Source organism: Klebsiella sp. K5-306 (assembly GCF_051835185.1).
GTDB classification, from domain to species: Bacteria; Pseudomonadota; Gammaproteobacteria; order Enterobacterales; family Enterobacteriaceae; genus Klebsiella; species Klebsiella oxytoca.
Genome location: NZ_JAIFJY010000028.1, coordinates 1 through 12,687 on the forward strand (window position 1 = coordinate 1; position 12,687 = coordinate 12,687).

Below are 12,687 nucleotides of genomic sequence, written 5' to 3' on the forward strand. Positions count from 1 at the left end.
GAATATGGAAAGAGTTCTTACCCAGATCGATACCAATAAGCGCAATGTTTTCCATGATGGTTCTCCGAATGAAAGCCTGTCCTCAGCATAGTACTGGGAAGGAGGGAGTGACCATCTCATTAAATATCCTACGTTAAGCCTGTTTTTTGAGCTGGCATGACGGGCAGCTATGAGCGAAGTATAGTCATTCGCCCTATCTCTTTTGTCGCACTTTCAACAAGGGGGTCGCTTGGAAAGCGGAACGAGGTCAGTCTCCGCCCGGACTGCTCAGCTCTTTAAACAGCAAAAGAGAGGCATCTTATGAGAAGGGATTGTTCAGTATGTCAGGGCAGACTGCTTTTTCATCCGCAGGTACTGAGGGTAAATGCTCAATTCCGGTACGATTCTTACTCTATAGCCAGACAGGGTAATGCTGTCAACCTGTTGATGACTATTTTAATCTGTAGTCATTCAATCCTTGTAACATCAGGATGATCCTGGTGTCAGTGAAAATACGAAATCAACACGTTGGTATCATTACCCACCTGTGAACTGACGTCGGCATTTTGAATCTCACTTCGGCGTGCCCCCTCCGAATGGCGCAAAACATTTCGTGGTATGGCATGATAGCACCCGAAGAGAGTCAATTCAGGGTGGTAAATGTGAAACCAGTAACGCTATACGATGTCGCAGAGTATGCCGGTGTCTCTTATCAGACCGTTTCCCGCGTGGTGAACCAGGCCAGCCACGTCTCTGCGAAAACGCGGGAAAAGGTGGAAGCGGCGATGGCGCAGCTGAACTACATTCCCAACCGCGTGGCACAACAACTGGCGGGCAAACAGTCGTTGCTGATTGGCGTTGCTACCTCCAGTCTGGCCCTGCACGCGCCGTCGCAAATTGTCGCGGCGATTAAATCTCGCGCCGATCAACTGGGTGCCAGCGTGGTGGTGTCGATGGTAGAACGAAGCAGCGTCGAAGCCTGTAAAGCGGCGGTACATAACCTTCTCGCGCAACGCGTCAGTGGTCTGATCATTAACTATCCGCTGGATGACGAGGATGCCATTGCTGTGGAAGCTGCCTGCGCTAATGTTCCGGCCCTATTTCTTGATGTCTCTGACCAGACTCCCATCAACAGTATTATTTTTTCCCATGAAGACGGTACGCGACTGGGCGTGGAGCATCTGATCGCATTGGGTCACCAGCAAATCGCGTTGTTAGCCGGTCCATTAAGTTCTGTCTCGGCGCGTCTGCGTCTGGCGGACTGGCATAAATATCTCACACGCAATCAAATTCATCCGATAGCGGAACGGGAAGGCGACTGGAGTGCCATGTCCGGTTTTCAACAAACTATGCAAATGCTGAATGAGGGCATCGTTCCCACTGCGATGCTGGTTGCCAACGATCAGATGGCGCTGGGCGCAATGCGCGCTATTACCGAGTCCGGGCTGCGCGTTGGTGCGGATATCTCGGTAGTGGGATACGACGATACCGAAGACAGCTCGTGTTATATCCCGCCGTTAACCACCATCAAACAGGATTTTCGCCTGCTGGGGAAAACTAGCGTGGACCGCTTGCTGAAACTCTCTCAGGGCCAGGCGGTGAAGAGCAATCAGCTGTTGCCCGTCTCACTGGTGAAAAGAAAAACCACCCTACCGCCCAATACGCAAACCACCTCTCCCCGCACGTTGGCAGATTCCTTAATGCAGCTGGCACGACAAGTTTCCCGACTTGAAAGCGGGCAGTGAGCGCAACGCAATTAATGTGAGTCAGCTCACTCATTAGGCACCCCAGGCTTTACACTCTATGTGTCCGGCTCGTATGTTATGCGAAAATGTGAGCGGATAACAATTCACGCAGGATACAACTATGACAATGATTACGGATTCACTGGCCGTCGTATTACAACGTCGTGACTGGGAAAACCCTGGCGTTACCCAACTTAATCGCCTTGCGGCACATCCCCCTTTCGCCAGCTGGCGTAATAGCGAAGAGGCTCGCACCGATCGCCCTTCCCAAGAGTCGCGCAGCCTGAATGGTGAATGGCGCTTTGCCTGGTTTCCGGCACCAGAAGCGGTACCAGAAAGCTGGCTGGAGCGCGATCTTCCTGACGCCGATACTGTCATCGTCCCCTCAAACTGGCAGATGCACGGTTACGATGCGCCTATCTACACCAACGTGACCTATCCCATTGCGGTCAATCCGCCGTATGTTCCCACGGAGAATCCGACGGGTTGTTACTCGCTCACATTTAATATTGATGAAAGCTGGCTACAGGAAGGCCAGACGCGAATTATTTTTGATGGTGTTAACTCGGCGTTTCATTTGTGGTGCAACGGGCGCTGGGTCGGTTACGGACAGGACAGTCGTTTGCCGTCTGAATTTGACCTGAGCGCATTTTTACACGCCGGAGAAAACCGCCTCGCGGTGATGGTGCTGCGCTGGAGTGACGGCAGTTATCTGGAAGATCAGGATATGTGGCGGATGAGCGGCATTTTCCGTGACGTCTCGTTGCTGCATAAACCGAGCACGCAAATCAGCGATTTCCATGTAGCCACTCACTTTAATGATGATTTCAGCCGCGCTGTACTGGAGGCAGACGTTCAGATGTACGGCGAGCTGCGCGATGAGCTGCGGGTGACGGTTTCTTTGTGGCAGGGTGAAACGCAGGTCGCCAGCGGCACCGCGCCTTTCGGCGGTGAAATTATCGATGAGCGTGGTGGTTATGCCGATCACGTCACCCTACGTCTGAACGTCGAAAACCCGAAACTGTGGAGCGCCGAAATCCCGAATCTCTATCGTGCGGTGGTTGAACTGCACACCGCCGACGGCACGCTGATTGAAGCAGAAGCCTGCGATGTCGGTTTCCGCGAGGTGCGGATTGAAAATGGTCTGCTGCTGCTGAACGGCAAGCCGTTGCTGATTCGCGGCGTTAACCGTCACGAGCATCATCCTCTGCATGGTCAGGTCATGGATGAGCAGACGATGGTGCAGGATATCCTGCTGATGAAGCAGAACAACTTTAACGCCGTGCGCTGTTCGCATTATCCGAACCATCCGCTGTGGTACACGCTGTGCGACCACTACGGCCTGTATGTGGTGGATGAAGCCAACATTGAAACCCACGGCATGGTGCCAATGAATCGTCTGACCGATGATCCGCGCTGGCTACCCGCGATGAGCGAACGCGTAACGCGAATGGTGCAGCGCGATCGTAATCACCCGAGTGTGATCATCTGGTCGCTGGGGAATGAATCAGGCCACGGCGCTAATCACGACGCACTCTATCGCTGGATCAAATCTGTCGATCCTTCCCGCCCGGTACAGTATGAAGGCGGCGGAGCCGACACCTTCGCAACCGATATTATTTGCCCGATGTACGCGCGCGTGGATGAAGACCAGCCCTTCCCGGCTGTGCCGAAATGGTCCATCAAAAAATGGCTTTCGTTGCCTGGAGAGACGCGCCCGCTGATCCTTTGCGAATACGCCCACGCGATGGGTAACAGTCTTGGCGGCTTCGCTAAATACTGGCAGGCGTTTCGTCAGTACCCCCGTTTACAGGGCGGCTTCGTCTGGGACTGGGTGGATCAGTCGCTGATTAAATATGATGAAAATGGCAATCCGTGGTCGGCTTACGGCGGTGATTTTGGCGATACGCCGAATGATCGCCAGTTCTGCATGAACGGTCTGGTCTTTGCCGACCGCACGCCGCATCCGGCGCTGACGGAAGCAAAACACCAGCAGCAGTTTTTCCAGTTCAGTTTATCCGGGCGAACCATCGAAGTGACCAGCGAATACCTGTTCCGTCATAGCGATAACGAGCTCCTGCACTGGATGGTGGCGCTGGATGGCAAGCCGCTGGCAAGCGGTGAAGTGCCTCTGGATGTCGCTCCACAAGGTAAACAGTTGATTGAACTGCCTGGACTACCGCAGCCGAAGAGCGCCGGACAACTCTGGCTAACGGTTCACGTAGTGCAACCGAACGCGACCACATGGTCAGCAGCCGGACACATCAGCGCCTGGCAGCAGTGGCGTCTGGCGGAAAACCTCAGCGTGACACTCCCCTCCGCGCCCCACGCCATCCCGCAACTGACCACCAGCGAAACGGATTTTTGCATCGAGCTGGATAATAAGCGTTGGCAATTTAACCGCCAGTCAGGCTTTCTTTCACAGATGTGGATTGGCGATAAAAAACAACTGCTGACGCCGCTGCGCGATCAGTTCACCCGCGCACCGCTGGATAACGACATTGGCGTAAGTGAAGCGACCCGCATTGACCCTAACGCCTGGGTCGAACGCTGGAAGGCGGCGGGCCATTACCAGGCCGAAGCAGCGTTGTTGCAGTGCACGGCAGATACGCTTGCCGACGCGGTGCTGATTACCACGGTCCACGCGTGGCAGCATCAGGGGAAAACCTTATTTATCAGCCGGAAAACCTACCGGATTGATGGAAGTGGTCAAATGGCGATTACCGTTGATGTTGAAGTGGCGAGCAATACGCCACATCCGGCGCGGATTGGCCTGACCTGCCAGCTGGCGCAGGTAGCAGAGCGGGTAAACTGGCTCGGATTAGGGCCGCAAGAAAACTATCCCGACCGCCTTACTGCGGCCTGTTTTGACCGCTGGGATCTGCCATTGTCAGACATGTATACCCCGTACGTCTTCCCGAGCGAAAACGGTCTGCGCTGCGGGACGCGCGAATTGAATTATGGCCCACACCAGTGGCGCGGCGACTTCCAGTTCAACATCAGCCGCTACAGTCAACAGCAACTGATGGAAACCAGCCATCGCCATCTGCTGCACGCGGAAGAAGGCACATGGCTGAATATCGACGGTTTCCATATGGGGATTGGTGGCGACGACTCCTGGAGCCCGTCAGTGTCGGCGGAATTCCAGCTTAGCACCGGTAGCTACCATTACCAGTTGCTCTGGTGTCAAAAATAATAATAACCGGGCAGGCCATGTCTGCCCGTATTTCGCGTAAGGAAATCCATTATGTACTATTTAAAAAACACAAACTTTTGGATGTTCGGTTTATTCTTTTTCTTTTACTTTTTTATCATGGGAGCCTACTTCCCGTTTTTCCCGATTTGGCTACATGACATCAACCATATCAGCAAAAGTGATACGGGTATTATTTTTGCCGCTATTTCTCTGTTCTCGCTATTATTCCAACCGCTGTTTGGTCTGCTTTCTGACAAACTCGGGCTGCGCAAATACCTGCTGTGGATTATTACCGGCATGTTAGTGATGTTTGCGCCGTTCTTTGTTTTTATCTTCGGGCCACTGTTACAATACAACATTTTAGTAGGATCGATTGTTGGTGGTATTTATCTAGGCTTTTGTTTTAACGCCGGTGCGCCAGCAGTAGAGGCATTTATCGAGAAAGTCAGCCGTCGCAGTAATTTCGAATTTGGTCGCGCGCGGATGTTTGGCTGTGTTGGCTGGGCGCTGTGTGCCTCGATTGTCGGCATCATGTTCACCATCAATAATCAGTTTGTTTTCTGGCTGGGTTCTGGCTGTGCACTCATCCTCGCCGTTTTACTCTTTTTCGCCAAAACGGATGCGCCCTCTTCTGCCACGGTTGCCAATGCGGTAGGTGCCAACCATTCGGCATTTAGCCTTAAGCTGGCGCTGGAACTGTTCAGACAGCCAAAACTGTGGTTTTTGTCACTGTATGTTATTGGCGTTTCCTGCACCTACGATGTTTTTGACCAACAGTTTGCTAATTTCTTTACTTCGTTCTTTGCTACCGGTGAACAGGGTACGCGGGTATTTGGCTACGTAACGACAATGGGCGAATTACTTAACGCCTCGATTATGTTTTTTGCGCCACTGATCATTAATCGCATCGGTGGGAAAAACGCCCTGCTGCTGGCTGGCACTATTATGTCAGTACGTATTATTGGCTCATCGTTCGCTACCTCAGCACTGGAAGTGGTTATTCTGAAAACGCTGCATATGTTTGAAGTACCGTTCCTGCTGGTGGGCTGCTTTAAATATATTACCAGCCAGTTTGAAGTGCGTTTTTCAGCGACGATTTATCTGGTCTGTTTCTGCTTCTTTAAGCAACTGGCGATGATTTTTATGTCTATTCTGGCGGGCAATATGTATGAAAGCATCGGTTTCCAGGGCGCTTACCTGGTGCTGGGTCTGGTGGCGCTGGGCTTCACCTTAATTTCCGTGTTCACGCTTAGCGGCCCCGGCCCACTTTCCCTGCTGCGTCGCCAGGTGAATGAAGTCGCTTAAGAAATTAATGTCGGATACGGCGCGAGCGCCTTATCCGACCAACTTATCAGGACGGAATGTTAAAAATGAACATGTCGATGACAGAAAAAATAAAAGCAGGCAAGCTATTTACCGATATGTGCGAAGGCTTACCTGAAAAAAGACTTCGTGGGAAAACATTAATGTATGAGTTCAATCACTCGCATCCATCAGAAGTTGAAAAAAGGGTAATGACTCCAACTTATTGATAGTGTTTTATGTTCAGATAATGCCCGATGACTTTGTCATGCAGCTCCACCGATTTTGAGAGCGACAGCGACTTCCGTCCCAGCCGTGCCAGGTGCTGCCTCAGATTCAGGTTATGCCGCTCAATTCGCTGCGTATATCGCTTGCTGATTACGTGCAGCTTTCCCTTCAGGCGGGATTCATACAGCGGCCAGCCATCCGTCATCCATATCACCACGTCAAAGGGTGACAGCAGGCTCATAAGACGCCCCAGCGTCGCCATAGTGCGTTCACCGAATACGTGCGCAAACCGTCTTCCGGAGCCTGTCATACGCGTAAAACAGCCAGCACTGGCGCGATTTAGCCCCGACATAGCCCCACTGTTCGTCCATTTCCGCGCAGACGATGACGTCACTGCCCGGCTGTATGCGCGAGGTTACCGACTGCGGCCTGAGTTTTTTAAGTGACGTAAAATCGTGTTGAGGCCAACGCCCATAATGCGGGCGGTTGCCCGGCATCCAACACCATTCATGGCCATATCAATGATTTTCTGGTGCGTACCGGGTTGAGAAGCGGTGTAAGTGAACTGCAGTTGCCATGTTTTACGGCAGTGAGAGCAGAGATAGCGCTGATGTCCGGCAGTGCTTTTGCCGTTACGCACCACCCCGTCAGTAGCTGAACAGGAGGGGCAGCTGATAGAAACAGAAGCCACTGGAGCACCTCAAAAACACCATCATACACTAAATCAGTAAGTTGGCAGCATCACCGACCTCCCAGGGCCTGTGTAATTCTGTCACCAAATAGTATCGTCAGACTACGATCATAGTAAATGGTTTCACCAGTGATAGATTCATGCTTTAATATTATCCCATAGCCATATCTTTCAAGCATATTCATACCCACCCTTGCCAAATTGTAAGAATAATTTATTCCCCAAATGGAACCATTTCTTCCTTCAAAAAACTCCGCTCTGTAATATCTTTTTAGAAATTCATAGTGTGCGTCTTCACTAAACATACCCCCTCCCGCTACAGAATTTACATAACAGTTTTTTATAATAAAAAGATGAAATGCATAAATATATATCCCGTTTTTCCTCTGCCGCCCACCATTCACAGATAGAGGATATAATCCTATATTATTTATTGTATGCTTAAATCATTTGATGACTATGGTTTCATATATTTTCATCATGTTAGCACCCATGATGTATGTTTATTTTTTCTGAAGCATACCAATAATCAAACCCCGTTCAACATAACAACATAAAATAATTTATAACAAATTTAGTTGAAACTTAATATATGAGATAGTGACTTTCCATAAGCAGATCATTAGTTTATAGGGCATCCTAACGATGCAGGCTCCTCCTGGCAAAACTGTCGATGATGAGATTTTTTTTGCGGTATATTCCACTTATTTTGGTGGTATTCAGTTTATGCAAAACAATACCGACAAAAGACTGAACCGTTTTTTTGGAGATCAGCAGGCTACGGGAAATTTCATCTATCGAATAACCATTTAAAATCATATTGATAACATGTGTTTCTCTTTTGGTAAATGACAACTTGTCCCTCTTCAGATTGATCCCCATTTTTTTAAACGCCTGCCTCATCATGAGATATTCATTACCGCTTAATTCAGTGTCAATGCATACCGCTTCACGCCCTGTCCCGCTCATTCCTGACGCCGGTTTTAATAAAAAGATAAGATTGACCGGTGAAATGTGTAGGTACTTGAGACGTTCGGCATCGCCGGTGTTCAGCTCTGACTCCACAATCACCACATCGCTGTTGCTGAAGGCAATATCGCTGACCCGTGAAAACACAACCCTGTTGACGGAGAGGCTGTTGTCGCTGAACATACATTTCAGACCTACAAGCATGAAATTATTATTGGTAATAACATAGATATTCATATAGTCCCCGCAGCAATACCTTTTGCGAAGCGTCCCGTTCCTTATGTTCTGACAAAGTGGTGCCTGTATTGGTGTCGCCGGGTAACTATGACGTACTCCGGCTCAGCGGAGTACGTCAACTGCTCTACTGGTGCGCCGCTAGCACGCTATTCACGATTTCCACCGCTTCTTTCTCGATCTGCTTGCGATGTGCTTCCCCGAGGAAGCTCTCGCAGTAGATCTTGTAAGCGTCTTCCGTACCTGACGGTCGGGCGGCGAACCAGCCGTTGTCGGTCATCACTTTCAGGCCACCAATCGATGCGCCGTTGCCCGGCGCGGCGGTCAGACGCGCAGTGATCGGGTCACCCGCCAGCTGACTGGCCCTGACCATTTCCGGCGACAGCTTCGACAGCACCGCTTTCTGTGCGGAAGTGGCCGAAGCCTGCAGCCGGTTATAGCTCGGCGCGCCGAAGCGGGCGGCCAGTTCGTCGTAGTGCTCCTGCGGGTTTTTACCGGTGACGGCGGTGATTTCCGCCGCCAGCAGGCACATGATGATCCCGTCTTTGTCGGTCGACCACGGCGTTCCGTCAAAACGCAGGAACGAGGCGCCCGCGCTCTCTTCTCCGCCGAAGCCGAAGCTGCCGTCGAACAGGCCGTCAACAAACCATTTAAAGCCCACCGGCACTTCAACCAGCCTGCGGCCGAGGTCGTTCACCACACGGTCGATCATCGCGGAAGAGACCAGCGTCTTGCCCACCGCCACATCCTGGCCCCACTGCGGGCGATGCTGGAACAGGTAGTTAATCGCCACCGCCAGATAGTGGTTCGGGTTCATCAGCCCTGCCGGCGTGACGATGCCGTGACGGTCATAATCTGGATCGTTAGCAAAAGCCAGGTCAAACTTATCGCGCAGCGCCAGCAGGCCCGCCATTGCGCACTCAGATGAGCAGTCCATGCGAATGGCGCCGTCTTTATCCAGATGCATAAAGCGGAAGGTTTGATCGACGTGATCGTTGACGATAGTCAGGTCGAGCTTGTAGTGCCCGGCAATACGTTTCCAGTATTCGATACCGGACCCGCCCAGCGGATCGATCCCGAGCTTGAGGCCGGCTTTCTGAATTGCCGCCATGTCGACGATATCCGCCAGCCCTTCGATAAACGGCTGTACCAGATCCTGCTTTTTAACATGACCGGATGCCAGTGCCGCATCGAGGGAGATGCGCCTGACGCCCTGCAGACCCGAGGCCAGCAGTTCGTTAGCGCGATTCTCTACCACTTTGGTGACGTTGGTATCCGCCGGGCCGCCGTTCGGCGGGTTGTACTTAATACCGCCATCTTCCGGCGGGTTATGAGACGGCGTGATCACGATGCCGTCTGCCAGCGGACCACCTTTTTTGTTGTGCACCAGGATGGCATTGGAAATGGCCGGCGTCGGGGTGAAACCGTTGTGTTCCTGCACGATAACATCAACGCCGTTGGCCGCCAGCACTTCCAGTACGGAAATAAAGGCCGGTTCGGAGAGCGCGTGGGTATCTTTACCCACGTAGCAGGGACCGGTAATCCCGTTCCTGGCGCGGTCTTCCGCAATCGCCTGCGCGATCGCCAGAATATGCTGCTCATTGAAGTTATGGCGCCCTGCACTGCCACGATGGCCAGAGGTACCAAACTTCACCGCATGCTCCGCGTTGCCCGCTTCCGGCCTCAGTACGTAGTACTGCGCGGTCAGCTGAGCGACGTTAATCAAATCACTCTGTTGTGCAGGCTCCCCTGCGCGTTTACTGTCCGTCATTTTTCTCTCCTGTCATATCCGTCAGGCTTATTTATGTGTTGCTGCCGGGTCGCTCATCGACGGGGCCGGTCTCCTGCCACCCGCCCCGGCGTTTCCTGGTTGTCAGTACGCGCTCAGAGTTGCGTTTTGTCGATATACCAGATCTTTTGCGCATACTCCCGCACCGTACGGTCCGATGAAAAATAGCCCATGTGGGTTATGTTGAGCATCGCTTTGGCGGTCCACTCTTCCGGGGTTCGGTAGAGCGCATCCACCTTGTCCTGACAGTCAACATAGCTGCGGTAATCGGCCAGCACCTGATAGTGGTCGCCAAAGTTGATCAGCGAATCCAGCAGACCGCGATAGCGGCCCGGCTCCTGTGGGCTGAACACCCCGGTCCCCATCTGGGTCAGCGCCTGGCGCAGCTCTTGATCCTGGTCGTAGTAATCACGCGGCTGATAACCGTTGCTGCGCAGCGCCTCGACCTCTGCAGCGGTATTACCGAAGATAAAGATATTGTCCTCACCCACGTGCTCCAACATCTCAACGTTGGCGCCGTCCAGCGTGCCAATGGTCAGCGCACCGTTGAGGGCGAACTTCATATTACTGGTCCCGGAGGCTTCAGTCCCTGCCAGCGAAATCTGCTCAGAAAGGTCCGCGGCCGGAATGATCATCTGCGCCAGACTGACGCTGTAGTTGGGAATGAACACCACCTTTAGTCTGTCGCCAATCTGCGGATCGCTGTTGATGACTTTGGCGACGTCGTTTATCAGATGGATGATCTGTTTTGCCGTGTGGTAAGCGGACGCGGCTTTGCCGGCGAAAATCACCACTCGCGGCACCCATTCGGCCTGCGGGTCCGCCTTGATACGGTTGTAGCGGGTGATCACATGCAGCACATTCATCAGCTGGCGTTTATATTCGTGGATCCGTTTAATTTGCACATCAAACAGCGCGTTCGGGTTCACCACCACGCCCAGCTGACGGGCGATATAATCGGCCAGACGCTGTTTATTCGCCAGTTTGGCGGCGCTGACGGCCTGGTTAACCAGCGGATAATCCTGATATTCCCCCATTTCGCTCAGCTGGCTTAAATCCGTTCGCCAGGTCTGGCCGATATGGCGGTCCAGAACCGCGGCAAGGGACGGGTTAGCGGCAGCCAGCCAGCGGCGCGGCGTGACGCCGTTAGTCACGTTGGTGAAGCGGCGCGGAAAGATTCTGGCGAAATCGGCAAACAGCGACTCCACCATCAGCCGGGAGTGCAGTTCCGACACGCCGTTCACCTTGTAACTGACCACCACCGCCAGCCAGGCCATCCGTACGCGACGGTCGTTGGATTCATCGATAATCGAGGTCCGGCTCAGCAACGCAATATCATCGGGATAGTGCTCCTGCATGGTTTTCAGAAAATAGTCATTAATCTCGAAAATAATCTGCAAATGGCGCGGCAGGATTTTCCCCAGCATCTCGACCGGCCAGGTCTCCAGCGCCTCGCTCATCAGGGTATGGTTGGTGTAGGAGAAGACCTGACAGGTCACCCCGAAAGCGTCATCCCAGCTGAAGCGGTGTTCGTCAATCAGCAGACGCATCAGCTCCGGGATCGACAGCACCGGATGGGTGTCGTTGAGGTGGATAGCAATTTTATCTGCCAGGTTGTCATAGGTTTGATACAACTGGTAATGGCGAAAAAGAATATCCTGCACCGTCGCCGAAACGAGGAAATATTCCTGACGCAGGCGCAGCTCGCGCCCGGAGTAGGTCGAGTCGTCCGGATACAGTACCCGGGAGACGTTTTCGGAATGGTTTTTATCTTCTACCGCCGCGAAGTAATCTCCCTGATTAAATTTACCGAGGTTAATCTCGCTGCTGGCCTGGGCGCTCCACAAGCGCAGGGTGTTGGTGGCATCGGTTTCATAACCCGGGATAATCTGATCGTAGGCCACCGCGATGATCTCTTCGGTTTCCAGCCAGCGCGAGTTTTTCCCCTCATGCTGAATGCGCCCGCCAAAGCGCACGGTATAGCGGGTTTTATGGCGCTCGAATTCCCAGGGGTTACCGTACTCCAGCCAGTAGTCCGGTGACTCCATCTGCCGGCCGTCGATGATGTTTTGCTTGAACATGCCGTAGTCGTAGCGGATGCCGTAACCGCGTCCTGGCAGCCCCAGCGTGGCCAGGGAGTCGAGAAAACAGGCTGCCAGACGACCGAGACCGCCGTTGCCCAGGCCCGGGTCATTCTCTTCGTCAATCAGCTCTTCCAGATCCAGACCCATCCCGGCCAGCGCTGTTTTCACATCCTCATAGATGCCCAGCGACAGTAAGGCATTCGAGAGGGTACGGCCGATGAGAAACTCCATCGACAGATAATATACCTGGCGCGCCTGCTGCGAGATCCGCGCCCGATGCGCCCGCAACCAGCGCTCAACCAGCCGATCGCGCACGGCGAACAGCGTAGCATTGAGCCATTCATGCTTATTGGCAAGTGAAGGGTCTTTACCGAGAATAAACATGAGGTTATAAGCGATAGCATGCTGCAGCGCTTCTTCATTCAGCCTGGGTGAAATATAACTTATGCGTGGTTCCATTTTTCTTATCC

At 52.7% G+C, this 12,687-nt stretch carries 8 protein-coding genes and 2 pseudogenes; 4 read left to right on the forward strand and 6 right to left on the reverse strand.

The window, feature by feature from the left end:
- Nucleotides 1–641: 641 nt before the first annotated feature.
- The 4 genes and pseudogenes from lacI to K2184_RS26965 form a co-directional block, all read left to right on the forward strand.
- A complete protein-coding gene (gene lacI, locus K2184_RS26950) occupies nt 642–1,724 on the forward strand; it encodes a DNA-binding transcriptional repressor LacI (protein ID WP_004152286.1) in 1,083 nt (360 codons plus the stop codon).
- Between the two features lie 121 nt (nt 1,725–1,845).
- Complete coding sequence (gene lacZ, locus K2184_RS26955; RefSeq protein ID WP_029498501.1) at nt 1,846–4,920, forward strand: beta-galactosidase; 3,075 nt, start codon at nt 1,846–1,848, stop codon at nt 4,918–4,920.
- Between the two features lie 51 nt (nt 4,921–4,971).
- Nucleotides 4,972–6,225 carry a lactose permease gene (lacY, locus tag K2184_RS26960; protein WP_023158026.1) on the forward strand — a complete coding sequence of 418 codons (1,254 nt, stop codon included), beginning with the start codon at nt 4,972–4,974 and terminating at the stop codon, nt 6,223–6,225.
- A 65-nt stretch (nt 6,226–6,290) separates the two neighbouring features.
- A pseudogene (locus tag K2184_RS26965) lies at nt 6,291–6,431 on the forward strand (maltose acetyltransferase domain-containing protein); the annotation flags it as partial.
- A gap of 14 nt (nt 6,432–6,445) precedes the next feature.
- Here the strand turns inward: K2184_RS26965 and K2184_RS26970 are convergent.
- From K2184_RS26970 to glgP, 6 genes and pseudogenes are all read right to left on the reverse strand, one after another.
- Nucleotides 6,446–6,947 (reverse strand): annotated as a pseudogene (locus K2184_RS26970) (IS1 family transposase).
- On the reverse strand, nt 6,866–7,141 hold the full coding sequence (locus K2184_RS26975) for an IS1-like element transposase (RefSeq protein ID WP_000179213.1): 276 nt from the start codon (nt 7,139–7,141) through the stop codon (nt 6,866–6,868). Before K2184_RS26975 ends, K2184_RS26970 begins: the two are co-directional and overlap by 82 nt.
- 50 nt (nt 7,142–7,191) lie before the next feature.
- Nucleotides 7,192–7,446 carry a hypothetical protein gene (locus tag K2184_RS26980; protein ID WP_058350821.1) on the reverse strand — a complete coding sequence of 85 codons (255 nt, stop codon included), beginning with the start codon at nt 7,444–7,446 and terminating at the stop codon, nt 7,192–7,194.
- A gap of 334 nt (nt 7,447–7,780) precedes the next feature.
- Nucleotides 7,781–8,347: a LuxR C-terminal-related transcriptional regulator gene (locus tag K2184_RS26985; protein WP_004197678.1), complete on the reverse strand. Its 567-nt coding sequence runs from the start codon at nt 8,345–8,347 to the stop codon at nt 7,781–7,783.
- 124 nt (nt 8,348–8,471) lie between these two features.
- Nucleotides 8,472–10,115, reverse strand: a complete 1,644-nt coding sequence (pgm, locus tag K2184_RS26990) for a phosphoglucomutase (alpha-D-glucose-1,6-bisphosphate-dependent) (protein ID WP_004197675.1) — start codon at nt 10,113–10,115, stop codon at nt 8,472–8,474.
- Between the two features lie 113 nt (nt 10,116–10,228).
- Nucleotides 10,229–12,676, reverse strand: a complete 2,448-nt coding sequence (glgP, locus tag K2184_RS26995; RefSeq protein ID WP_023157975.1) for a glycogen phosphorylase — start codon at nt 12,674–12,676, stop codon at nt 10,229–10,231.
- Nucleotides 12,677–12,687: the final 11 nt, after the last annotated feature.

Coding starts and splice junctions, on each gene's coding strand:
- glgP (WP_023157975.1), bottom strand. CDS start 12,676: ATGGAACCACGCATAAGTTATATTTCACCCAGGCTGAATGAAGAAGCG.
- K2184_RS26985 (WP_004197678.1), bottom strand. CDS start 8,347: ATGAATATCTATGTTATTACCAATAATAATTTCATGCTTGTAGGTCTG.
- lacZ (WP_029498501.1), top strand. CDS start 1,846: ATGACAATGATTACGGATTCACTGGCCGTCGTATTACAACGTCGTGAC.
- lacY (WP_023158026.1), top strand. CDS start 4,972: ATGTACTATTTAAAAAACACAAACTTTTGGATGTTCGGTTTATTCTTT.
- K2184_RS26980 (WP_058350821.1), bottom strand. CDS start 7,446: ATGTTTAGTGAAGACGCACACTATGAATTTCTAAAAAGATATTACAGA.
- pgm (WP_004197675.1), bottom strand. CDS start 10,115: ATGACGGACAGTAAACGCGCAGGGGAGCCTGCACAACAGAGTGATTTG.